General features: G+C 43.9%; 21 protein-coding genes and 4 pseudogenes. 19 read left to right on the top strand and 6 right to left on the bottom strand.

The window, feature by feature from the left end:
* Positions 1 to 163 precede the first annotated feature (163 nt).
* The 6 genes and pseudogenes from G5B12_RS17475 (at position 164) to G5B12_RS08955 (ending at position 4,072) form a co-directional block, all read left to right on the top strand.
* A complete protein-coding gene (locus G5B12_RS17475; RefSeq protein ID WP_021975873.1) occupies positions 164 to 874 on the top strand; it encodes a histidine kinase dimerization/phospho-acceptor domain-containing protein in 711 nt (236 codons plus the stop codon).
* A pseudogene (locus G5B12_RS18515) lies at positions 859 to 1,221 on the top strand (sensor histidine kinase); the annotation flags it as partial. The gene G5B12_RS17475 and the pseudogene G5B12_RS18515, both read left to right, overlap by 16 nt.
* Before the next feature lie 48 nt (positions 1,222 to 1,269).
* Positions 1,270 to 1,368: pseudogene (locus G5B12_RS18510) on the top strand (DNA-binding response regulator); the annotation flags it as partial.
* Between the two features lie 10 nt (positions 1,369 to 1,378).
* Entirely contained in the window at positions 1,379 to 2,347 is a 969-nt protein-coding gene (locus G5B12_RS18505) for a phosphodiester glycosidase family protein (RefSeq protein WP_244096070.1), read from the top strand.
* Positions 2,344 to 2,616, top strand: a complete 273-nt coding sequence (locus G5B12_RS08960) for a hypothetical protein (RefSeq protein ID WP_021975876.1) — start codon at positions 2,344 to 2,346, stop codon at positions 2,614 to 2,616. The genes G5B12_RS18505 and G5B12_RS08960 overlap by 4 nt, the downstream gene beginning before the upstream one ends.
* 142 nt (positions 2,617 to 2,758) lie before the next feature.
* A complete protein-coding gene (locus G5B12_RS08955; protein ID WP_021975877.1) occupies positions 2,759 to 4,072 on the top strand; it encodes an MATE family efflux transporter in 1,314 nt (437 codons plus the stop codon).
* On the opposite strand, the gene G5B12_RS08950 is transcribed toward G5B12_RS08955, so the two are convergent.
* Positions 4,073 to 4,510 carry a MerR family transcriptional regulator gene (locus G5B12_RS08950; RefSeq protein WP_021975878.1) on the bottom strand — a complete coding sequence of 146 codons (438 nt, stop codon included), beginning with the start codon at positions 4,508 to 4,510 and terminating at the stop codon, positions 4,073 to 4,075. It abuts the gene before it with no gap.
* Positions 4,511 to 5,172: 662 nt separating this feature from the next.
* Here G5B12_RS08950 and G5B12_RS08945 point away from each other — a divergent pair.
* The 11 genes and pseudogenes from G5B12_RS08945 to G5B12_RS08895 all read left to right on the top strand — a co-directional run bounded on the left by G5B12_RS08945 (position 5,173) and on the right by G5B12_RS08895 (position 13,712).
* The gene (locus tag G5B12_RS08945) at positions 5,173 to 6,093 is read left to right on the top strand and encodes a hypothetical protein (protein ID WP_021977525.1); all 921 of its coding nucleotides are present in this window, start codon (positions 5,173 to 5,175) and stop codon (positions 6,091 to 6,093) included.
* A gap of 44 nt (positions 6,094 to 6,137) precedes the next feature.
* Positions 6,138 to 7,271: an electron transporter RnfD gene (locus tag G5B12_RS08940; RefSeq protein WP_118071806.1), complete on the top strand. Its 1,134-nt coding sequence runs from the start codon at positions 6,138 to 6,140 to the stop codon at positions 7,269 to 7,271.
* A 108-nt stretch (positions 7,272 to 7,379) separates the two neighbouring features.
* Positions 7,380 to 7,682 (top strand): annotated as a pseudogene (locus tag G5B12_RS08935) (MATE family efflux transporter); the annotation flags it as partial.
* Positions 7,667 to 8,047, top strand: a complete 381-nt coding sequence (locus G5B12_RS08930) for a polysaccharide biosynthesis C-terminal domain-containing protein (protein ID WP_174088071.1) — start codon at positions 7,667 to 7,669, stop codon at positions 8,045 to 8,047. The pseudogene G5B12_RS08935 and the gene G5B12_RS08930, both read left to right, overlap by 16 nt.
* 11 nt (positions 8,048 to 8,058) lie before the next feature.
* On the top strand, positions 8,059 to 8,217 hold the full coding sequence (locus G5B12_RS08925) for a hypothetical protein (protein ID WP_174088070.1): 159 nt from the start codon (positions 8,059 to 8,061) through the stop codon (positions 8,215 to 8,217).
* A 165-nt stretch (positions 8,218 to 8,382) separates the two neighbouring features.
* Positions 8,383 to 8,880 carry a nitroreductase family protein gene (locus G5B12_RS08920; protein WP_118061831.1) on the top strand — a complete coding sequence of 166 codons (498 nt, stop codon included), beginning with the start codon at positions 8,383 to 8,385 and terminating at the stop codon, positions 8,878 to 8,880.
* A 109-nt stretch (positions 8,881 to 8,989) separates the two neighbouring features.
* Positions 8,990 to 9,595 (top strand): hypothetical protein, encoded by a 606-nt coding sequence (locus tag G5B12_RS08915; protein WP_021977529.1) that lies wholly within the window; start codon positions 8,990 to 8,992, stop codon positions 9,593 to 9,595.
* A gap of 108 nt (positions 9,596 to 9,703) precedes the next feature.
* A complete protein-coding gene (locus tag G5B12_RS08910) occupies positions 9,704 to 9,943 on the top strand; it encodes a hypothetical protein (protein ID WP_021977530.1) in 240 nt (79 codons plus the stop codon).
* Between the two features lie 913 nt (positions 9,944 to 10,856).
* A pseudogene (locus G5B12_RS08905) lies at positions 10,857 to 12,553 on the top strand (carbon starvation CstA family protein).
* A gap of 182 nt (positions 12,554 to 12,735) precedes the next feature.
* On the top strand, positions 12,736 to 12,894 hold the full coding sequence (locus G5B12_RS08900; protein ID WP_174088052.1) for a hypothetical protein: 159 nt from the start codon (positions 12,736 to 12,738) through the stop codon (positions 12,892 to 12,894).
* Complete coding sequence (locus tag G5B12_RS08895; protein WP_174088069.1) at positions 12,876 to 13,712, top strand: S8 family serine peptidase; 837 nt, start codon at positions 12,876 to 12,878, stop codon at positions 13,710 to 13,712. Before G5B12_RS08900 ends, G5B12_RS08895 begins: the two co-directional genes overlap by 19 nt.
* Before the next feature lie 54 nt (positions 13,713 to 13,766).
* On the opposite strand, the gene G5B12_RS08890 is transcribed toward G5B12_RS08895, so the two are convergent.
* Positions 13,767 to 13,937 (bottom strand): hypothetical protein, encoded by a 171-nt coding sequence (locus G5B12_RS08890; RefSeq protein ID WP_005428285.1) that lies wholly within the window; start codon positions 13,935 to 13,937, stop codon positions 13,767 to 13,769.
* A gap of 156 nt (positions 13,938 to 14,093) precedes the next feature.
* On the opposite strand from G5B12_RS08890, the gene G5B12_RS08885 reads away from it, so the two are divergent.
* Both G5B12_RS08885 and G5B12_RS08880 read left to right on the top strand, forming a co-directional pair.
* The gene (locus G5B12_RS08885; protein ID WP_005428283.1) at positions 14,094 to 14,474 is read left to right on the top strand and encodes a TnpV protein; all 381 of its coding nucleotides are present in this window, start codon (positions 14,094 to 14,096) and stop codon (positions 14,472 to 14,474) included.
* Positions 14,475 to 14,783: 309 nt separating this feature from the next.
* Positions 14,784 to 15,449: a PBECR4 domain-containing protein gene (locus tag G5B12_RS08880; RefSeq protein WP_005428282.1), complete on the top strand. Its 666-nt coding sequence runs from the start codon at positions 14,784 to 14,786 to the stop codon at positions 15,447 to 15,449.
* A gap of 411 nt (positions 15,450 to 15,860) precedes the next feature.
* On the opposite strand, the gene mobQ is transcribed toward G5B12_RS08880, so the two are convergent.
* The 4 genes from mobQ to G5B12_RS08860 all read right to left on the bottom strand — a co-directional run bounded on the left by mobQ (position 15,861) and on the right by G5B12_RS08860 (position 19,667).
* Positions 15,861 to 17,570 (bottom strand): MobQ family relaxase, encoded by a 1,710-nt coding sequence (gene mobQ, locus G5B12_RS08875; RefSeq protein WP_023924145.1) that lies wholly within the window; start codon positions 17,568 to 17,570, stop codon positions 15,861 to 15,863.
* A 135-nt stretch (positions 17,571 to 17,705) separates the two neighbouring features.
* A complete protein-coding gene (locus tag G5B12_RS08870; RefSeq protein WP_005428277.1) occupies positions 17,706 to 17,927 on the bottom strand; it encodes a hypothetical protein in 222 nt (73 codons plus the stop codon).
* 169 nt (positions 17,928 to 18,096) lie between these two features.
* Positions 18,097 to 18,954: an ATP-binding protein gene (locus G5B12_RS08865; protein ID WP_005428275.1), complete on the bottom strand. Its 858-nt coding sequence runs from the start codon at positions 18,952 to 18,954 to the stop codon at positions 18,097 to 18,099.
* Positions 18,951 to 19,667 (bottom strand): replication initiator protein A, encoded by a 717-nt coding sequence (locus G5B12_RS08860; protein WP_005428274.1) that lies wholly within the window; start codon positions 19,665 to 19,667, stop codon positions 18,951 to 18,953. Before G5B12_RS08860 ends, G5B12_RS08865 begins: the two co-directional genes overlap by 4 nt.
* Between the last annotated feature and the right edge of the window lie 24 nt (positions 19,668 to 19,691).

Raw genomic sequence — 19,691 nt, 5'->3', positions numbered from 1 at the left:
GCGGTATCCCGCCTTAATTCAGATGCTCTGGTAACTCAGTTGCCGAGTAGTTCACAAAAACGCTGTATAAGGAAGATGAACAAAAGCGTTTTGCGTCAAGCGGATATTCGCAATCCGCTTCGCTGCGTAGCTCTACACCAAATAACTGCAGGAGGGTGAAAACATGGAAAAGGGAACAGTAAAAAGAAGGATTTTTCTTTCAAATGCACTGATGGTGCTGGTGACGCTTCTGATCTTTCTGGCTATTAATCTGGCAGTGGTGAAGATTTATGCGGAATCAGTGGAAAAAGAACTGAAGACATCTATAGAAGACCTTATTGATGGAAGTGGCACATCGAATTTTTCGGATTCTGACAATGTAAAATACCAACATAAGGATGGCCGGGAACTTCTCGGAGATCTGGATGATTTTCTGGAAAGCTGGACAATCCACAGAAATGAGTTTATCCTTTTATTTGGAGCAGATGGAATTATCTGTATCCTTGTACTTTTACTGATCAGCCAGATTTTCACACGGAATCTGGAGAAAAATATTATGGAGCCTCTGGACCTTCTGGCACAGGGTGCAGACCGCATCCGGCACAACGATCTGACAACGGAGATCCGGTATGTGGGAGATGCGGAATTTGAGGATGTGTGCATCACCTTTAATCATATGCAGGAGCACATTTTGCGGGAGCAGGAGAAGAACCGGAAATATGAGAAAGCCAGAACAGATATGATCGCCGGAATCTCCCATGACCTGCGTACGCCGCTGACTGCCATCCGGGGAACGATCAAAGGACTTATGGACGGCATTGCGGCAACTCCGGAAATGCAGGAGAAGTTTTGCAGGCTGCATACCGTCGGACCGGAGATATGGACGGACTTCTGAACCAGTTGTTCTATGTTTCAAAGATCGAAACCGGAAATATGCCCCTTTCTGTTCAGAAAATAGAGATTGCTGATTTTATCCGGAATTATGTGAACGGAAAGCAGGAACTTCTGGATAAGGAAAAAGAGCAGATGCAGGCAGAAACAGGGGATATTCACCTGGATGTCGATTCAGATCCGGAACAGCTGCAGCGTATTTTTGACAATCTTCTGGAAAACAGCCGGAAGTATGCAGAACGTGATGTGCTGAAAACAGAACTTTCCCTGAAAAGAACAGAAGGTGGCGTGGAGATCTGTTTCCGTGACAATGGTGTAGGTGTTCCGGAGGAAAAACTGCCCTATGTATTTGATGAATTTTACAGAGGCGATGAGTCCAGAAACAAAAAAGAAGGAAACGGCCTTGGACTGGGAGCCGATGATTATATTTCGAAGCCTTTTGACCCGGTGGAGCTGGTGGCAAGAGTGAATGCAAATCTGCGCCAGTACCAGCGGATGGTGGAGAAATTTGCCAACAAAGGACCGGATGCGTCCGAGGAGATCCAGGTGCAGGATCTCCGGATCCTGGCAGGATGGGACAGGAACATCCGGAAATGTTGTAAATTCGGATGGAACAGAACTTACACAGACAAGAAAGGTCCTCAGTACCCAGGACTGGCATAAGAAATTTGCGGACAAATTTACCGATACAGTGGTTTCTACAGATACATCATACACAAGTCCCAATCTGTCCATTCAGATTTCTCATCATCAGTACGATTCCGGAACTGTGGATAACACACACGGTGGCAGTTATGCAAAATACGGAAGTAAAATTTCCTATGTGCTGGCGGATATTTATATTGGTGATATTACCTGCTTCCAGACTGCGTTTGCACAGGATACCTATGGAATTGGCTATACGGAAAAACTTACGGATATGTCTGCAAGAATGAAATCCATATTGTCGGTCAACGGAGATTCCTACAGCAACAACCGTCATAAGAATAATGGTACGATCATACGAAACGGTGTGATCTACCGCAGCCAGCAGTCCGGTGAGGAAACCTGTGTTCTCAACTGGGACGGAACAATGGATATCTATCAGCCGGGGCAGCTGGATGAGCAAAAACTGATCGGCAGAGGTGCTTATCAGAGCTGGATCTTTGGGCCAAGTCTGCTGGATGCAAATGGAAAGGCGAATGATAAATTCTGGACCTGGACTTACATTCGCCGGTCTCATCCGCGGACTGCCATCGGGTATTTTGAACCGGGACATTACTGCCTGCTTCTTGTGGACGGGCGGCAGCAGAACTCCAGGGGAATGTTCCTGGATGAGATGGCAAAGGTGTTTGAGGATCTTGGCTGTAAGGTGGCTTATAATCTTGACGGCGGCCACTGTTCTTTTATGGAAATGAACGGAAAAGTGGTCAATGATCCTTACAAACCGGAGCATGAGATCGAAGATGGAATTTTTATTACGGAGGGATCTTTATGAAGATATTAAGCACAATAAGAAAAATTCTCCTGCATGTCTGTGTTGTATGCAGCCTGGTTTCCATAACAGCAAAAATCCTGGACTGGTATAATCCGTATATGGATTTTTCCGGACATGTGGGAGGGCTTCAGATGGTGTTATATTTTGTGGTGATAGTGCTGGCAGTGACAGAAGGCGGAAGTATCATTTCAGGAAGAAAATCCCGCAGACATGTTGAAGAAAGAAGGTTGCATAATCATTCCGAAAGATTTATCATAAATCCTATGTAGAGTATCAGGGCAAAATTTCGTCCCCGGTATTCCTGTGATTATAAATACAAAGAAGATCAGGTTTCAGTTTCTCTGACATTTTCCTGTATGTCAGAAATCGGGGCCTGATTTTTGGCGTATGAGGATGATGGAGTGTAGCAAAATGTATTATGATCTGACAAAAGGCAGGATCGGCAAATGTCTGATCCTGTTTGCGCTGCCTATGATCGCGGGTAATCTTCTGCAGCAGTTTTATAATATTGCGGATACCCTGATCGTAGGACGTGTGCTTGGAAAAAATGCGCTGGCAGCCGTTGGTTCTGCCTATACTTTGATGACGTTTCTGACATCTGTTTTTCTGGGACTGAGTATGGGTTCTGGTGCTCTTTTTTCGATTTATAAGGGAAAGGGCAGTGACCGGGAGCTGCGGCTTTCTGTTGTCCATGCTTTTGGACTGATCATGGGTGTAACGGTGCTGTTAAATGTGCTGGTGTACCTTTTTACGGACCCGATCCTCTGGTTCCTGCGGGTGCCGGAAGAAGTGTACGATGGGATGAAAACATATCTGCTTGTGATCTTTGCAGGGCTTGTGGCAACATCCCTTTATAACTTTTTTTCCTGCCTTTTAAGGGCTCTTGGTAATTCCACGGTGCCTCTTGTTTTTCTGGCGGTTTCCGCTGTCCTGAATATTGGACTGGATCTTTTGTTTGTGGCGGTTCTTCCCTGGGGGATTGCAGGTGCGGCCTTTGCTACGGTGATCGCTCAGTATGTGTCAGGAATCGGGATTACCATTTATGTGCTGCATTCCTGCAAAGATCTTCTGCCTGGAAAAGAGGAGCTTTGTTTTGACCGGGGGATTCTTGGTGAGATCGTGAATCTTTCTTCTCTGACCTGTCTGCAGCAGTCAGTGATGAATTTTGGTATTCTGATGGTCCAGGGATTGGTGAACAGTTTCGGGGCTACGGTGATGGCTGCTTTTGCGGCTGCTGTGAAGATTGATACTTTTGCCTATCTTCCGGTTCAGGATTTTGGAAATGCCTTTTCTACATTTGTGGCGCAGAATTATGGTGCCGGGAATCAGGAGCGTATCCGCAAGGGTACCAGGGTGGCTTTTGCCATGAGTATCGGGTTTAGTGTGATGATCTCAGTGCTGGTGTGTCTGTTTGCCGGGCCGCTGATGAAGATTTTTGTCAGTGGGAAAGAGGTGGCCGTGATTGCTGCGGGGGTGAAGTATCTCCGGATCGAGGGTGCGTTTTATCTTGGGATTGGCTGTCTGTTTCTGCTGTATGGTTATTACCGGGCGATCAAGCGGGCGGAGATGTCGGTTGTGCTGACGGTGATCTCCCTGGGACTTCGTGTTCTGCTGGCTTATGTTCTTTCTGTTGTGTTCGGTGAGGTGGGAATCTGGGTGGCGATTCCCATTGGCTGGGTGATGGCAGATGTTACGGGGATTGTTTATATGCGGCGGACGTGGTAGTTATTTGTGGCCGTTGTCGTATAGCTGCTGGATGTCTTTCGGGAGGTTGTCCGGGAGCATCTGGCGGATCTTGTCTTCGTTTCCTTCTTTCATGGCCTGGTCGTAGTACCAGCATTTGTATTTGAGCATATCGAGGGTTTTATTGAGTCGTAGGATTTCCTGTTCTACGGCTTTTTTTCTTGTCTCGAAGAGTTCTTTGCGGTTCTGGTAGGTGCTGCTTCCCTGGTTGCACCATTCGAAGAATTGTTTGATGCCTTTGATTTCCAGGCCGGAGGCTTTGAGGCATTCGATCATGCGGAGGGCTTCCAGTTCGTGGTCGTTGAATTTGCGGATGCCGGATTCGCGTTTGAGGTTGGGGAAGAGGCCTTCTTTGTCGTAGTAGCGTAGGGTGGAGACGGGGAGATGGAACATCTCGGATACCTGGCCGATGGTGTACATGGGGATTCCTCCTTTGGGTTTTTGTTTTTATTTTATGATAAATGGTGGGGGGATGCAAGTATAGGACGTGAATAGGACGCCGTGGAGTGTGCATCGGTTCTGGCTGGGGCTTCGTCGGGGGCTGGCTTCTAGGCTGCCGGAATTCTGCTAAAACCGTTTTCCAAAAGTTCGAACTCGCTTCGCTCAAACAGCGAACTTTTGTAAAACAACGCAGATTTCCGCCAGCCAAGAATCAGCTCCCCTCCTGCAGAGTCAGCCAGAACCGATGCACACTCCACGGCTGGTTATTCAGGGCGGGAGGGTTGGGTGGCTTTCGCGGTTGGGTGTTCAGGTTGGGAGATTTAGGGTGGCTGCTCGGGGGTTGGATGAGGCATCAGCGCTGCGCTGGATGCCTGGGTGGAAAGGCTGAGTTTCCTTGTGGTTTGGCGGGAGTGGATGTCGGATTATGGGATAATTTTTGGAATAGTTTTGGATGATTTTTGGGGTGATGCGTGGTATGGTTATTATATCTTATAAGATCTTTGTCTGTATGGACATTCTTGGAGCTTCATGTTCTGGAGCGTTTTCCATTTGGAGTTACTGTAGAGTTTGTGAAAATCCGTTTTATGGGGTTTTTATGTTTGGGTGATGTGGTATAATTTTATATACCAGTAGGAGTGTTAATGACCAACAATACTATATTCGATGATGTTTTCCGGACAATGGTGGAGAAGATGACTTATCTGGTGGTTCCGCTTATTAATGAGGTGTTCCATACCGCATATCCGGAGGATGTTAAGATTGTTCAGCTTCGTAATGAACATCAGTTGGAAGATGGGGAGATTATTACCGACTCCTGTCTGAGGATTGGCGATATGTTGTATCATATTGAATGCCAGAGCCTGGATGATGAAACAATGGCGGTCAGGATGGTTGAGTATGACTTTGCGATTGCATTGGAACACAGAAAAAAAGTTGATGGGAGATATTGCGTAGAATTTCCCAGATCTTGCGTACTATATTTGAGAAGCGGAAAAAGGACACCGGATTTTCTGGAGGTAGAGTTAATCCTTCCGGATTCTCAGATGTGTGTATATCGGGTTCCAACTGTGAAAGTGGAGCATTATACAAAAGATAGTATTTTTGAGAAAAAGCTTCTGATGCTGCTTCCATTTTATATTATGAGATATGAGAAGTCTGCGGATATAATAGAGAAAGATTCGGAAAAACTTCAGAGATTATTAAGTGAATATGAAGATATACGTAATAAACTGGGGAAGGAAATTTCGATTTCCGGGAGGTCAGAGTTGTATACAGATCTGAACAGGCTGATTATCAGAATATCGGATTATGTTTTCAGGAATAAAGAAAAAGTTCGGAAAGGAGTTGGCGAGGTTATGGGTGGAAAAGTTTTGCAGTTGGAATCTGAGAGGCTTCGCGAGGAAGGAATGGCGATTGGAAAAGCGGAAGGAAAAGCAGAGGGTGAAGCAAGATTGAGTGCACTGATCAATCGATTGTTTCTGGAGGGGCGGTCGGATGAAGTGCAGCGTGTGGTGACGGATGTAAAATGGCGTCAGAAGCTGTATGGTGAGTATAATCTGTAATAAGTGATGTGTGAGCTATAAACAAAAAGTTAAGGGGATATTTTATGTGGATTTGTGCCAATGATGAGAGGATTCGATATACAGGGAGGATTGACTGTAGGGTGGAGGCGGAGCCGGTCTGGGTGTTTCCGGGGTCTTCGGCGGAGTTTTGGTTTTCAGGGGAGGTGCTGAGGATTCATGTGGAGAATTTTAATGAGTACTGGCAGAATTATCTGGGGTGTATTCTGGATCAGGTGCAGTCGGCGTTTTATTTGAAAAAGTCCGGTGAGACGGTTATTGAGGTTAGGGTGCCGGAGAATGAGTCTGGGGTGCATCATGTGTTGTTTTTTAAGAGGCAGGATGGGTGTCATGAGCTGAAGATTCTGGGGTTTGAGATTGGGGATGGTGAGAGATTGATTGAGCTGCCTCCGGTTTCGGAGCGTAGGATTGAGGTTTATGGGGATTCGGTTTCTGCCGGGGAGTCGGTGGAGGCGATTGATTTTATTGGTAAAACGGATATGGAGCATGAAGGGGGTTTTTCTAATTGCTGGTTTTCTTTTCCTTGGATGACGGCGAGGATGCTTGGGGCGCGACTTCATGATATTGCTCAGGGCGGGATCGCGCTGATGGATGGTCATGGGTGGTTTCACAGGCCAGAGCAGACTGGAATGGAGACTGCGTGGGATAAGATTCATTATAACACCATGCTTGGGGAGATGACGGAGTGGGATTTTTCGAAATTTGTTCCCCAGGTGGTGATCGTGGCTCTGGGCCAGAATGATAATTATCCGGTGGATTATATGAAAGTGGAGGCTGAGAAGAAAGCACAGGGTGTCTGTGTTCACGAACAGGAACCGGATCAGGAGCAGGTGACGCAGGTGGAGAAGAGTTATTCATATTGTTGTGAGATGGCTGACAGGTGGCGGAGTCACTATGGGGATTTTCTGAAAAAGCTCCGTGGTGTTTATCCGGAGGCGTGGATCGTCTGCTGTACGACTGTTTTGCAGCATGATAAGAGCTGGGATGATGCTATTGACCGGGTTGTAAATTCTGTGAAAGATGAGAAGATCTCACATTTTCTGTTCAGCAGAAACGGTGTGGCTACGCCGGGGCATCCCCGTATTCCGGAGCAGTTTGAGATGGCGCAGGAAATGGCAGATTATATTGAAAATGTGCTGGGTGTATATAAAAATAAATGAGATACGTAATGTGCAGCTGCAGACAAAAGAGATTATATTTTTGAAACTGAATTGCGTAAGATCAAGGTTGACGTAAAAAATCGCATATAGTATACTGCGGATGTTTCTGCGGTTTCCACAGGATCACAGATCATGATGACGCTTACCAATCTTGTGAGCAGTTTTGCCATGGGAACGACAGTGCTCCTGGGACAGCAGATTGGCTGTGGAGAGCGGAAACAGGGAGGACGGACAGTAGGAACGGCTATTGTGATGTTTACGGTGATCGCACTGGTCATGACTGCGGTGCTTGTGATTTTTGCACCACAGGTAAGCAGCATTATGAATGCGCCGGAGGAAGCTTTTGACAAAACAGTTGCTTATGTGCGGATCTGTGGCGGCGGTATGCTGGTATCGTGGCGTACAATCTGATCGGCTGTATTTTCAGGGGGATCGGAGATTCCAGAACGCCGCTGTTTACGGTTGCCGTTGCATGTGTATTCAATATTGCAGGGGATCTGATCCTCTGTGCGGGATTTAAGATGGGAACGTCAGGAGCTGCTTTTGCAACTGTATTTGCACAGATCATCAGTGTGATCGTTTCCTTTGGAGTTATCCGCAAAAAAGAGCTGCCTTTTGAAATGCATAAAACGGATATCGGGGTCCACGGCCGGACTCTCCGGAAAATGGTGGGGCGGTTTCTTTTGCCATTGGTGTTGGAATGTTTTTCCTGTCATTTTTCCATGGAAATGTGCTGGCGGGAATTTTTTCCTCCGATGCAATGGTCAGAATCATAGGTGCTTTCTGTGTGAGAGTTCCGGTGTCATGGTTTATGAGCCGCAGAGCCGGTGCGACGCTGTTTGATATCGGGCTGGCAACACCGTTTTCTTCGATCCTGCAGCTGGTGCTGTGCCTGGGATGTATGTTGTATCTGAGAAAGAAAAAATGGGTATATGATACTGTGTAAACGTTTTCAGGAATGTGGTCTGTCCGTCTGCAAAAAACTGTGTTAAAATGAGCAAAGAGGATTTTGTCAGAGAGGGATATGATTAAAGAGACAGAATGTGGAAGTCCCACTGACAAAATAAAACCAGAAAAGTAATGTAGATCATAAAGACGAGGAGGAAATATCATGGAGAATATTTTTCACAGAGTAAGTATCCGTAAATATGAAGATAAACCCGTGGAGAAAGAGAAAATCCTTCAGATCCTGAAAGCCGGTATGCAGGCGCCAAGTGCATGTAATCAGCAGCCGTGGGAGTTTTATGTTGTGACAGATAAGGAGAAGATCAGGGAACTTTCCAAAGCGACTCCTTATTCCGGATGTGCGGCAGGTGCGCCGGTTGTGATCGTTCCGGTATATCGGAAAGAGGGACTGGTTGTGCAGGACATGGCGCAGATCGACATGTCTATCGCCCAGGAAAATATCTGGCTGGAAACGGATGCGCTGGGACTTGGCGGCGTTTGGATCGGAATCGCGCCGATGCAGGATCGCATGGATCTGGTCCATGATATTCTGAAACTTCCGGAGAATGTGGAAGTTTTTTCCCTCTTTGCCCTGGGATATCCGGCAGAGAGCAGGAAGCAGCAGGATCGTTTTGACGAGAGCAGGATCTACTTTGTAGAATAATGTATGCATCGGGCTGTGTCAGAATACAATGAAGAATGGCAGAACATATGGTTTTCTGGTACAGCAAGACAGATGTGATAGATAGTAGAACAGAATCGAGGACAGAAAAATGGAACATATAGCAAGAGACGAAGCATTTGCATTATTAAAAAAATACAACAAAGATCCTTTTCACATCCAGCATGCACTGACTGTGGAGGCAGTGATGAAATGGTATGCAAAAGAGCTGGGCTATGGAGATGACGCAGAATACTGGGGCATTGTAGGTCTGCTCCATGATATTGATTTTGAACTTTACCCGGAAGAACACTGCCTGAAAGCACCGGAACTTCTCCGTGAGGCAGGTGTGGGAGAAGATATCATTCATGCGGTGGTTTCTCATGGATATGGAATTACTGTTGGCTGTGGAGCTACCATTGAGACTGCGCCGGAGCATGAGATGGAAAAAGTCCTTTTTGCAGCGGATGAGCTCACCGGTTTGATCTGGGCAGCGGCGCTGATGCGTCCGTCCAAGAGTACCAAGGATATGGAGCTGAAATCCCTGAAAAAGAAATATAAAAGCAAAGGTTTCGCGGCAGGCTGTTCCAGAGAAGTGATCCAGCGAGGCGCAGATCAGCTGGGCTGGGATCTTGCGAAACTTCTTACTATGACACTTCAGGCTATGGCAGAAAGCGAAGATGAGATCCAAAAAGAGATGGATGCGGAAGAAGCCTGAATATAGTGAAAGACACCAATAAATCTTCTGATATTTTGTGCAGAATACATTTTGCAGAGCCGGGATTTTTGCGATAAAATATAAGTATAGGAACCGGAAAACTGCATTATGAAAGAGGTGAAGGGTATGAAGGAATACGAGATCATTATTGAAACTATTAATCCCTGTGGTGGTGATCGCCATTCTCAGCAAGAGATCGTTGAAGCAAAGATTGAGAGCCCGGAAGCTTATGTCAAAGAAAAAGGAAGATTTCCAATCATTGATAAGATTGAGAATCCCGACGGCGGGGTTGTGATCGTGACCGGTGATGGAAAAGGATACATGGTAAGATATACATTTTCTGAATAATGGGTAATGCGGCGTATGTGACGGAAAACGGATCATAAAGTGGAGTATGGATCTGTTTTACATATATGCCGCATTTTTATTGCTTTTTCGTGATCGGGCAAAAAAATCCTTGACCTAAAGCAAGGAGTTTGGAGTTGGTTTTAACACCCCATCCATTATCCGTTTTCCATTTGAAAAAATGGTGCGGGAGAATAAGAATGTAAATCTGGTGCGGCTGAACCTGGATGAGGCAGTGATACCGGAGAGCTTTGGTAAAAGGGGAATCGGGATCAACCGGGATCTTTGTATAGGATTTCAGCACAAAAAAAGACACCAAATATGCCCCGGCCATCAGACATCAGCCAAAGCGATATTTAGTGTCAGAAAAATCCATATTCAATTTGCGCGAGGATTATTATAGCAGATTTTTTTCAGGAAAAGTAAAGAGAAAAATTCTGCGAGAAATAGATGCCTTTTATTTTTGAAATTGAAATCTGCACAAAAAAACGCATGCAAATTTATAAAATATGTATAAATTATTTGTTGAAATTTTATAAAAAAAGGAGTAAAACATTAGATAAATAAAAAAGAGAAATGTATGGAACAGGACAGACCACAAAAAGCATGCCGGATTACAGAGAGCCGCAGGCTGATGAGAAGCGGCAGAAGGTATTTTGTGATATCACCTGGGAGCATCCCGCTGAATAGAAAGGTTAAGTAAGCCGGGACGTAGTCTTCACGTTACAGAAGAGGCTGTTTGATATGACAGTAATAAGTGGTCGCGTTTAGCAATAAATACGATAATACAAAGTGGTACCACGGAACATTCCGCCTTTGTTATCCGAAAGGATAGCAAGGGCGTTTTTTGATGCAATAACTGTTTTACGGTCATTGTATCATGTATAAAAAACACAAAGGAAAGAGAGTTGATATTATGAACGGAATCACAATGATGATCATAGCCATCGTAGTTCTTGGAGGTGCATATCTTCTGTATGGCCGTTATCTTCAGAACAAATGGGGTATTGATCCAAAAGCAAAAACTCCTGCTTATGAGCTGGAGGACGGAGTTGATTATGTACCGGCCGATACAAATGTAGTATTTGGCCATCAGTTTGCATCCATAGCAGGTGCGGGCCCGATCAACGGACCTATCCAGGCCGCAATTTTCGGCTGGCTGCCGGTTCTGCTCTGGATCCTCATCGGAGGTGTATTCTTTGGAGCTGTGCAGGATTTTGCATCCATGTACGCATCTGTAAAGAATAAAGGACGTACTATCGGATATATCATCGAAGCGTATATCGGAAAGCTTGGAAAAAAATTGTTTCTTTTATTCTGCTGGCTGTTCTGTATTCTGGTTGTTGCCGCATTTGCAGATGTTGTAGCAGGAACCTTTAACGGATTTGTCGCAAATGATGCAGGAGCTGTTACAAAGGTAGCGGCAAACGGAGCTGTTGCAACCACTTCCATGTTATTTATATTTGAGGCTGTTGCACTTGGATTTTTCCTTAAATATACAAAGTTCAATAAATGGATCAACACTGCAGTAGCAATTATATTACTGGTAGCCGCAATTGCACTGGGACTTAATTTCCCGATGTATGTAAGCCTTGGAACCTGGCATATCATCATCTTTGCATATATCCTGATCGCCAGCGTTGCTCCTGTATGGGCACTGCTTCAGCCACGTGACTATCTGAACAGTTATCTGCTGATCTTTATGATCGTTGGCGCAGTTATTGGTGTATTTGTAGCCAATCCGTCCTGTAACCTGAAAGCTTTTACAAGCTTTAATGTGGACGGACAGTACATGTTTCCGATCCTGTTTGTAACCATCGCCTGTGGTGCTGTTTCCGGTTTTCATTCACTGGTATCCTCCGGTACTGCATCCAAGCAGATCAAAAATGAGAAAAATATGCTTCCTGTTTCCTTTGGAGCAATGCTGATGGAAAGTATGCTTGCCATCATCGCGCTGATCGCAGTTGCATCCTTTGCAGACGCGAGGCAGCAGCACAGGGGCTTACAACACAGCCGCAGATTTTTGCAGGTGCTATCGCAAACTTCCTTTCTGTAGTTGGCCTTCCACATTCACTGGTATTTACCCTGATCAACCTTGCAGTATCTGCATTTGCACTGACCTCTCTTGACTCTGTAGCCAGAGTCGGACGTCTGTCATTCCAGGAATTTTTCCTTGATTCTGATACAGATGAGGAAAACATGAGCCCGTTCCTGAAGGTGGTGACAAATAAATATTTTGCAACAGTTATCACACTGGTACTTGCTTACATGCTTACAAAAGTAGGTTATGCGGAGATCTGGCCGCTGTTCGGTTCCGCAAACCAGCTGTTATCTGTACTCGCTCTTGTAGCCTGTGCAGTATTCTTAAAGAAAACAAAACGTCAGGGCTGCATGCTCTGGATCCCGATGGTATTCATGATGGCAGTTACCTTCACAGCGCTTGGCATGACCATCACAAAGCTTTCAAAGGCACTGGTAACAACAGGGCTGGATCTTGGAAACACCTTACAGCTTGTATTTGCAGTATTACTGCTGATCCTTGGTGTATTGGTAGCGATCCAGGGCGTGAAGAAGCTGCTTGAGAAGACAGATGATAAAAAAGCAACAGCATAATATTATCGGATAAGATTACGTATTTTTGTTTGGCTGAAGAGGCATAAAAAGGTGCTGATCGTACGGATGGATTTGTTTGTATATTGCAACAATTCTTTACCTTCTTCCAGTTTACAGCGCAAAATAAATGCGCTGACAGAAAAACCGAGTGTTTTTTAAATAATCAGGAAATGATGGCTGCGATGATGGAAGGAATGCCGCTTCGTCAGTTGTTAAGCTTCGTTCCCGGAATTAAAAGAGAAATGCTGGAACAGATGGTTGGTGCTTTAAACGAAGGTTTTGCATATAATAAAAAAAATGTATCAATGGAAATGAAAGCCTTATGCCAGATCAGAAATTAGAGAATCTTCTTAATCTTGCCATGAATGCCCTGCCGCATGAGCGGGCGAAATCGGGAAATCTGAATGTGGGATATGATCCCACCACCAGGCTGTGGGATGTGATCGTGAAGTACAGTGGCCCGGAAAGCGGACTTGGTGGTGAGAGGATCCAGGTGGTCCCGCTGCTTGGTGGTTATGCAGTAGTGACATTGCCGGAAGTGGAAATTGCTGCATACTCAGTCAGAGAGCAGATCGAGTTTATAGAAAAGCCCAAGAGACTTTATTTTGAGACCTTTGAAGAGCGGGAGGCAAGCTGCATTTTGCCGGTGCAGAATGGAGCCGATGGCTTAACCGGCAAGGGGATTTTGGTGGGTATTGTGGATTCCGGAGTGGACTATTTCCATCCGGATTTCAGAAATGAGGATGGAAGTACCCGGATCCTGCGACTGTGGGATCAGAGTGTAGCTGGAAATCCACCGGAAAACTATGTATCAGGAACTGAATATACGAAGGAAGAAATTGATGAGGCGCTTACACTCGGGGAAACCGAAGGCAGGCGCCTTGTTCCGTCTGGGGATTTCAGCGGACATGGAACAGCAGTTCTTGGAATAGCAGCAGGAAATGGGAGAGCATCGGAGGGAGTGAATCGAGGCGTTGCGTATAGAAGTGATCTTCTGGTGGTAAAGATGGGAAATCCACGGGAAAATTCATTTCCGCGGACAACGGAGCTGATGGAGGGTATTGATTACCTGATACGGCAGGCAGTGAAGATGAGAAAACCGATCGTTATAAACGTCAGCTTTGGGAATAATTATGGTTCTCATGAACCTTATAATTAAGGGAAAACATAAGAAAACACTGATATTTCCTGTGTTTTCAGGCAATTCAGTGTTTTACTCGGATTCATGTTTGGTTGTTGTTTGAGTCTTATAATACTCGGTCAGGATCATGTTAATCTGCTGGGAACGTGTACGATAGTTCGCTTTTGCATCCTTATCAATCTCAGCAACCAGTTCTTTGGACAAAGTAGTATAGACCTGAATATTGTTGGAACTGATAGCCATGTGGCACCTCCGATTCAATTTAATAGAATTATTCTATCATACTTCTTCGGGAGGGGCAATGTGAACTGAAAATTGAAGAATTATTGTTACTGTAAAATTGGAACGGTCGTAAAGAAAATCTATGAATAGAGAACGATAAGAAAGGTAGAACAGACAATGAAGAAAACAATTTTTGAAGAGATGGGCGGTACTTATATCAGACATGGGGATTATCTTATCCCTGCTCTTACCTTACCGAAGGAAGAAGAACAAAGGGTTGTCGGTGTATGGGGACAAAGACATTTGCGGTATTTGAAGGAATACCGCAGATTGCTATATCTGAATATGCTTACAAGCGGCAGGCTGAATGGTTATTTGGCTGATATAGAAGAACAGGCACAGGAACGCTTTGAAAGACTTGTAGAACAGATGAAACAGGCACAAGGCATTACAGAACAGCTAAAGGTGGAAAATGTCTTGGAATGGATAGGAAGAATGAACAATATACAAGTATGTGCGAGGGAGATTGTGGATAAAGAGATAATTTATCAAGAATGAAATGTAAGATAAATAGTGTATAAAATGTAGCAGGGCATCATAAGATAAAATTGTAATTGCATTTTCCACATAGTTCGTGTAAAATGTAATTAGAAAAGCTGTGCATCAGCGGTGGGTTGACACCTAAAATCTGATACGTTTTCCGAACGAAGGTGTCGGAGGTTGGCAGGCAACGGAAAAACCTGATATTTTCCAGACGAAGGTGCTGGAGGTTGGCAGACAACGGAAAAATCAACCATGAGAAGGGAATGTTTAGTGCTGCGGCGTGAACATTCCCTTCTCTAAATTTTATGGGATAAGGATTAAGTTATGGACAAAAGACGTGCAATTCAGATTATGACAAAAGCGGCACAACTATATAAAGAACATCTTGAGGATCAGAAGGTTTTGTTCCTATATGGCTTACCGAAAGAGGTGAATAAGCAATTACAGGAAAGTAATAAGATTTTGTCATCTGTACAGGGATATGAAGTTGTTTTCCATAGATACAATTTTTTACATTTGACAGGAGTTCGATTGAATAAAAAAGAGACAGCTTCTGCAATTCATTTTTACCAGAAATGCCTGGATAAGCGATTAACAGAAAATGATTTTGTTTTTGCAAAAGATGGCTCTACGGGGCAAAAATTGGATATATTGGAACGTATGATGCTTATTAAGAAAAACGTAACAATGATAGGAGAATTTACAGATCGAGGACCGAAATTATATACAGAAAAAGCTGCCGGGAATATATGTGGTTGTATTGGCTTCGTAAAAGATAAAAATACGAAATTAAATGTACCGAACACATTGCTGAAAAAGGACATCAGAGATGTAACAGCACAGCCTACATATAAAGTATTTGCTGTAATATCAAAACACTATACAGATGAGAAATATACAAATCTTGTGAAGATGGACAAAAGTATTGATTTGAAAGAGTGTTGTTTCTCAGAAACAATAGAAAATATGATAGATAGAGAAAATCTATAATGAAATATAAAGAAACCATGCTACTGCTTTTTGTAACAGTATCATGGTTTTATTGTTTGTCGTCTATATTTTAAGTTGATTATTACTTTACAAAATTGGCAATGTTATAATTATCATTGATTTTAGAAGAAGGGAGTATCGAGGGAAATTAGTGGAACTGGTTTTGCAAGCATAGCGTTTGGATATCCAAACGCACTTTGGGAGCCCCCCAAACCCCATTTGTTGGCTTTACAAAGTAGGAATTTTTTGCTCAAGATAAAAAGAGAGTGCGTAAGCGGAAAGAAATCAAATTATGCTTACGCACTTTGTGCCTCACTTTTGCTCGGTGGTTAGCAGTTTGTGAATTATTGGGATGAAGCAATATAACTGTTTTGAGAAAACGGGATATTTTTTATATTAGTAGTTTAAACATTATAGTTCTGTGTTGTGCGATTTTTGCCTGGATTGAACAGGATGTTTTTTTTGCAATTCCTGTTTCCTCTGATATTCAAGTTCCCAGGTACGATGAGAGAAGCTATAGGGATCTTCCATATTGAGATCATCCACTTCATGGGTTGCGATATCACGATAGTGATAGTCATAATATTCACCAAAAGTACCTTTGAGCTGCTCAATCAGTTTCTCTCGGAAAGTAGGTCGTATCTGGATTCTGGCATCCAGTAATTCTGTATATTGCTCTGGTTTAGGCCGGAGTTTTTCCTCTTGGAAAGCGACAGCATCTTTTTCAAGCTGCTCTTTGAGAGCCATATCCTGAGAATCGAGAATATCCAGATTCTTATCCATCTGGTCGTATTTTCTGGAAAGGCTCGCCATATCTTTCTCTGTGGAGCATTCAGCCTGAAACAGCAGCTGTTCTTTGGCAGATTTCAGTTCCTCGATTTCTTCTGTTACGGTTGTAAGCTGCTGGTTTAACTTTATATGCTGGAAAGGATTTAGAATACTGGTTTTACTTTTTTGCACATTTAGTTCTTTCTTTTCAGTAACTTTCGCTTTGAGCTTTTTCTTAATGGTATCATATTTATTTAGGATAGGACGAAAATGCTGCATCCAGTCATGGATCACTTCTTTTTGCATTTCATTATGAAGTAAATGATATTGTGTAAAAATCATATGATTGCGGATTGCTTCTAATGTTTCTGCAATTACCGGAATAGATTTTTCGACAGCTTGAACCAATTTTTTTATCTGTGTTTTTAATTCCCGTAGTATTCTGTTATCCGCACGAACCCGACGGTTGATTTCACACCGGTCTGCTATCATGCCTTTCTTTTCCATATTCTGGGCAATGTAGCCTTCGTGGATGGTTGGCTGTTCAGTGATTCCCTGAGCTGCAAAACTGCGGTGATCAATGGCGGCATTTATCTGATTAAGGGCAAGCATTTTATTTACGGCATCTGCCCAGTTTGCTCTCCAGAGGCAGAGCTGTTCCTCACTGTTCCATTGTTCGGAAATCGGGTTTTGTCTGCCATACCGGGTGCTTTTTGGATGTTTGTCGATACGTTCATAACCTTTCTCCTGTGCTGCCGAGGGAGTCAGATATACTTTCTTTTTCCCAGCTTTATAACGATACTGTTTTTCCCAGCCCTCTTTCTGAGCATCCTTAAATTCAGAAGCAGTAAATCCCTTTTCCTCTCCATCTTTGATGCATAGATATTCTTTTTCGGTTTTATACTGCCATGTTCCGTTTTCGTTTAATGGACGGACAGTAAGTAGAATGTGTGCATGGGGATTGTGACCATCTGTATCGTGAATGGCGAAATCGGCACACATTCCCATATCTACAAAATTCTTTTGAATAAAATTCTGAAGAAGAGAAATATTGCTGTCTTTATCCAACTCAATAGGGAGTGCGACAACAAATTCTCTTGCCAGTCGGCTGTCTTTTGTTTTTTCAGCAGCTTCTACAGCATTCCAGAGTTGCTCCCGGTTTTTCCATTTAGGCGGAGCCATAGGGGGAAGCATTACTTCCTGATAGATCAGTCCATGTTTTCGGGTGTAGTCATGCTGGATGCCATCGTAATCATTGTATATGCGGCTACAGCTCATATAAGCAGATGCAGCGACAGCAGACCGCCCGGAACCACGGCTGACGACCTTGGCTTGCATATGATAAATTGCCATATCTGGCACCTCCTTTCGATGTTGCCTGCAACAGCGGATAGCCCTCGGCAGAGCGCACGAGCCCCGTAGGGGATACCACCGCCCGATTTATCGGGTGGTGAGTAAGTGCGCCCTTCGGGAGTAGAACTTGTGTATTTACATTCCTCTTAGCCGGAGCATCAGCTCCCGCTTTAGGGTATCTAAATCCATTTCTTTAATATGTGGAGCAATGCTTTCCAGAATCGCTCCTTCTTGAATCAATCTGCGTGTTCTGGCATTACGTTCCTTTTTACGGTTTCTTGCTTCGATTTCTTCCAGTCTGTGTTTTGCCTGTAAAAGCACTTTTTCTTCTGGTGTCATAATTCTTTTATTTGCCATATCTGGCACCTCCTTTTTATGCCCGTATCCGGGCGATTTAGTTTTAAAATCTTGTGGTTTAGTACTATAGTTTTAGATAACTGACAGTGGCATGTCTCTGGTGATAAATAAGAAAAGAAAGTAGTACTACTGTCAGTGAAAAATAGTTATTGTGCGATGCTGCTTTGTTTCAACTCTGGTTTGAAGTGTGATTATCTAACAGAATTTTTTTCGTTTTTTTTAAATTAGCTGTTGCATTGTCCTGACGGATATTCCGGTTATTGATACGGATGGGAACACATCTCTCCAGAATCCGGTCATAAATTCGCTTGTGTGCGATATCAGCGGCGTTATTCAGCTCTGATAAAGTGAGATTGGTTGTTATGATCAGGGGCTTTTTACTGCGGTAACGGCTGTCAATCACATTGAATACCTGTTCCAGTGCAAAGTCAGAGTTCCGTTCAATTCCGAGGTCATCAATGATCAGAAGGCTGTAGCGGTTTAAGCTGTGGATGAACTGATTCCTGTCTTCAAAATGCATTCCGGTAAGGGTATTCAGAATCCGGGAAAAGTTGGTCATCAGTACCGGGACGCCTTTTTCCAGAAGGGCATTGGCAATGCAGCCTGCAAAGAAAGATTTTCCAGTACCGACATCGCCCCAGATGAGAAGTCCGGAAGCGTTTGCTTTCATCTCTTCCCAGTTACTTACATAATTGTGTGCAAGTTTCATTTCCGGATTGCTGCCGTTATCTTTGGCAAAGGTGTAGTCATAAAGTGATTTGTCCTGTAAGCCGCTGGTTTTGAGATGCTCTATTTCCATTTGCTTTTCATGAAGTTTTCTCTGGGCTTCCTCCTGTTCAAAGATCTCCTGCTGGCACTTACAGCGGATGGAAGGAATAAGAACCTTTCCCTGTAATTCATGCCTGCACTGTCTTGGCGTATTGCATTTGGAACAGTAGATCAGGTGATTTGTTTCGTTAAAATATTCATCAGACTGAAGCTCTCTGTTTGGTGTGATAGCTGTTGGTTTTTCTGTAAATGTTGTCATAATGTTTCGTATTCCTCACTTTCATAATTTCGTTGCCGGGAAACAGGATGATCCTGTCTTGCCCAACGGATGATGGTAGCTGCATGGTTTTGGTATTGCTTTCCGGTAGAAGCCATATAACCGGATAAGCGTTCCATATAGTCCTGCCAGTCAGGGATTGTCTGCCGGATATTTTCCAGCTCCGTCTCTGACAGAAAAACATTTTGAAATGTTCCATAGGGTGAGCGTGGCTCTTTACTCCCTCTTATTGTTAAATGGTTCTTTTTTATCTCTTTCTTATTACTGGACAGTTTTCTGTCTGTATCAGGGAAAGAATCCTGTCTGTCAATAGGACAGTTTTCTGTCTGTCTTGAGGAAAGAATTCTGTCTGTATTGCTGAGGGTTTCTTTCGGGATTTTTACATAGATCCGATTAGGGTGTCCGGGTCCCTGCCGTTTTCGGAAGATAAGCTCTTGTTTTTCCAGTACTGCCAGAGCAGTTTTCACCGTCATCTGGCTTTTGTGGAGAACTTCTGCCAGTGCTTCAATCGTAAAGTAGAGGAACACATGACCATTTGTATCTGACCAGCCCTCATTTTTCTGGGAAAGCCTTGCACGGTCGAGCAGGATCATATAAAGCATTTTGGCAGTTTCGTTTATTTCCATGTCCAGAAGAAAACGGGGAAACATCATATAAGATGGCAGGCTTGTGTCTGCTGTCAGAAAGTCCGTCATGTGTTCACCTCCAATCACAATGGT

It is taken from the genome of Blautia sp. MSK.20.85 (genome assembly GCF_013317245.1).
In the GTDB taxonomy this organism is placed as follows: Bacteria; Bacillota; Clostridia; order Lachnospirales; family Lachnospiraceae; genus Blautia_A.
The sequence above is the reverse complement of the archived record's forward strand: the minus strand, read 5'-3'. Positions and strand labels throughout refer to the sequence as shown.

Coding starts and splice junctions, on each gene's coding strand:
- G5B12_RS17475 (WP_021975873.1), top strand. CDS start 164: ATGGAAAAGGGAACAGTAAAAAGAAGGATTTTTCTTTCAAATGCACTG.
- G5B12_RS08960 (WP_021975876.1), top strand. CDS start 2,344: ATGAAGATATTAAGCACAATAAGAAAAATTCTCCTGCATGTCTGTGTT.
- G5B12_RS08955 (WP_021975877.1), top strand. CDS start 2,759: ATGTATTATGATCTGACAAAAGGCAGGATCGGCAAATGTCTGATCCTG.
- G5B12_RS08950 (WP_021975878.1), bottom strand. CDS start 4,510: ATGTACACCATCGGCCAGGTATCCGAGATGTTCCATCTCCCCGTCTCC.
- G5B12_RS08945 (WP_021977525.1), top strand. CDS start 5,173: ATGACCAACAATACTATATTCGATGATGTTTTCCGGACAATGGTGGAG.
- G5B12_RS08940 (WP_118071806.1), top strand. CDS start 6,138: ATGTGGATTTGTGCCAATGATGAGAGGATTCGATATACAGGGAGGATT.
- G5B12_RS08920 (WP_118061831.1), top strand. CDS start 8,383: ATGGAGAATATTTTTCACAGAGTAAGTATCCGTAAATATGAAGATAAA.
- G5B12_RS08915 (WP_021977529.1), top strand. CDS start 8,990: ATGGAACATATAGCAAGAGACGAAGCATTTGCATTATTAAAAAAATAC.
- G5B12_RS08910 (WP_021977530.1), top strand. CDS start 9,704: ATGAAAGAGGTGAAGGGTATGAAGGAATACGAGATCATTATTGAAACT.
- G5B12_RS08900 (WP_174088052.1), top strand. CDS start 12,736: ATGATGGAAGGAATGCCGCTTCGTCAGTTGTTAAGCTTCGTTCCCGGA.
- G5B12_RS08895 (WP_174088069.1), top strand. CDS start 12,876: ATGCCAGATCAGAAATTAGAGAATCTTCTTAATCTTGCCATGAATGCC.
- G5B12_RS08890 (WP_005428285.1), bottom strand. CDS start 13,937: ATGGCTATCAGTTCCAACAATATTCAGGTCTATACTACTTTGTCCAAA.
- G5B12_RS08885 (WP_005428283.1), top strand. CDS start 14,094: ATGAAGAAAACAATTTTTGAAGAGATGGGCGGTACTTATATCAGACAT.
- G5B12_RS08880 (WP_005428282.1), top strand. CDS start 14,784: ATGGACAAAAGACGTGCAATTCAGATTATGACAAAAGCGGCACAACTA.
- mobQ (WP_023924145.1), bottom strand. CDS start 17,570: ATGGCAATTTATCATATGCAAGCCAAGGTCGTCAGCCGTGGTTCCGGG.
- G5B12_RS08870 (WP_005428277.1), bottom strand. CDS start 17,927: ATGGCAAATAAAAGAATTATGACACCAGAAGAAAAAGTGCTTTTACAG.
- G5B12_RS08865 (WP_005428275.1), bottom strand. CDS start 18,954: ATGACAACATTTACAGAAAAACCAACAGCTATCACACCAAACAGAGAG.
- G5B12_RS08860 (WP_005428274.1), bottom strand. CDS start 19,667: ATGACGGACTTTCTGACAGCAGACACAAGCCTGCCATCTTATATGATG.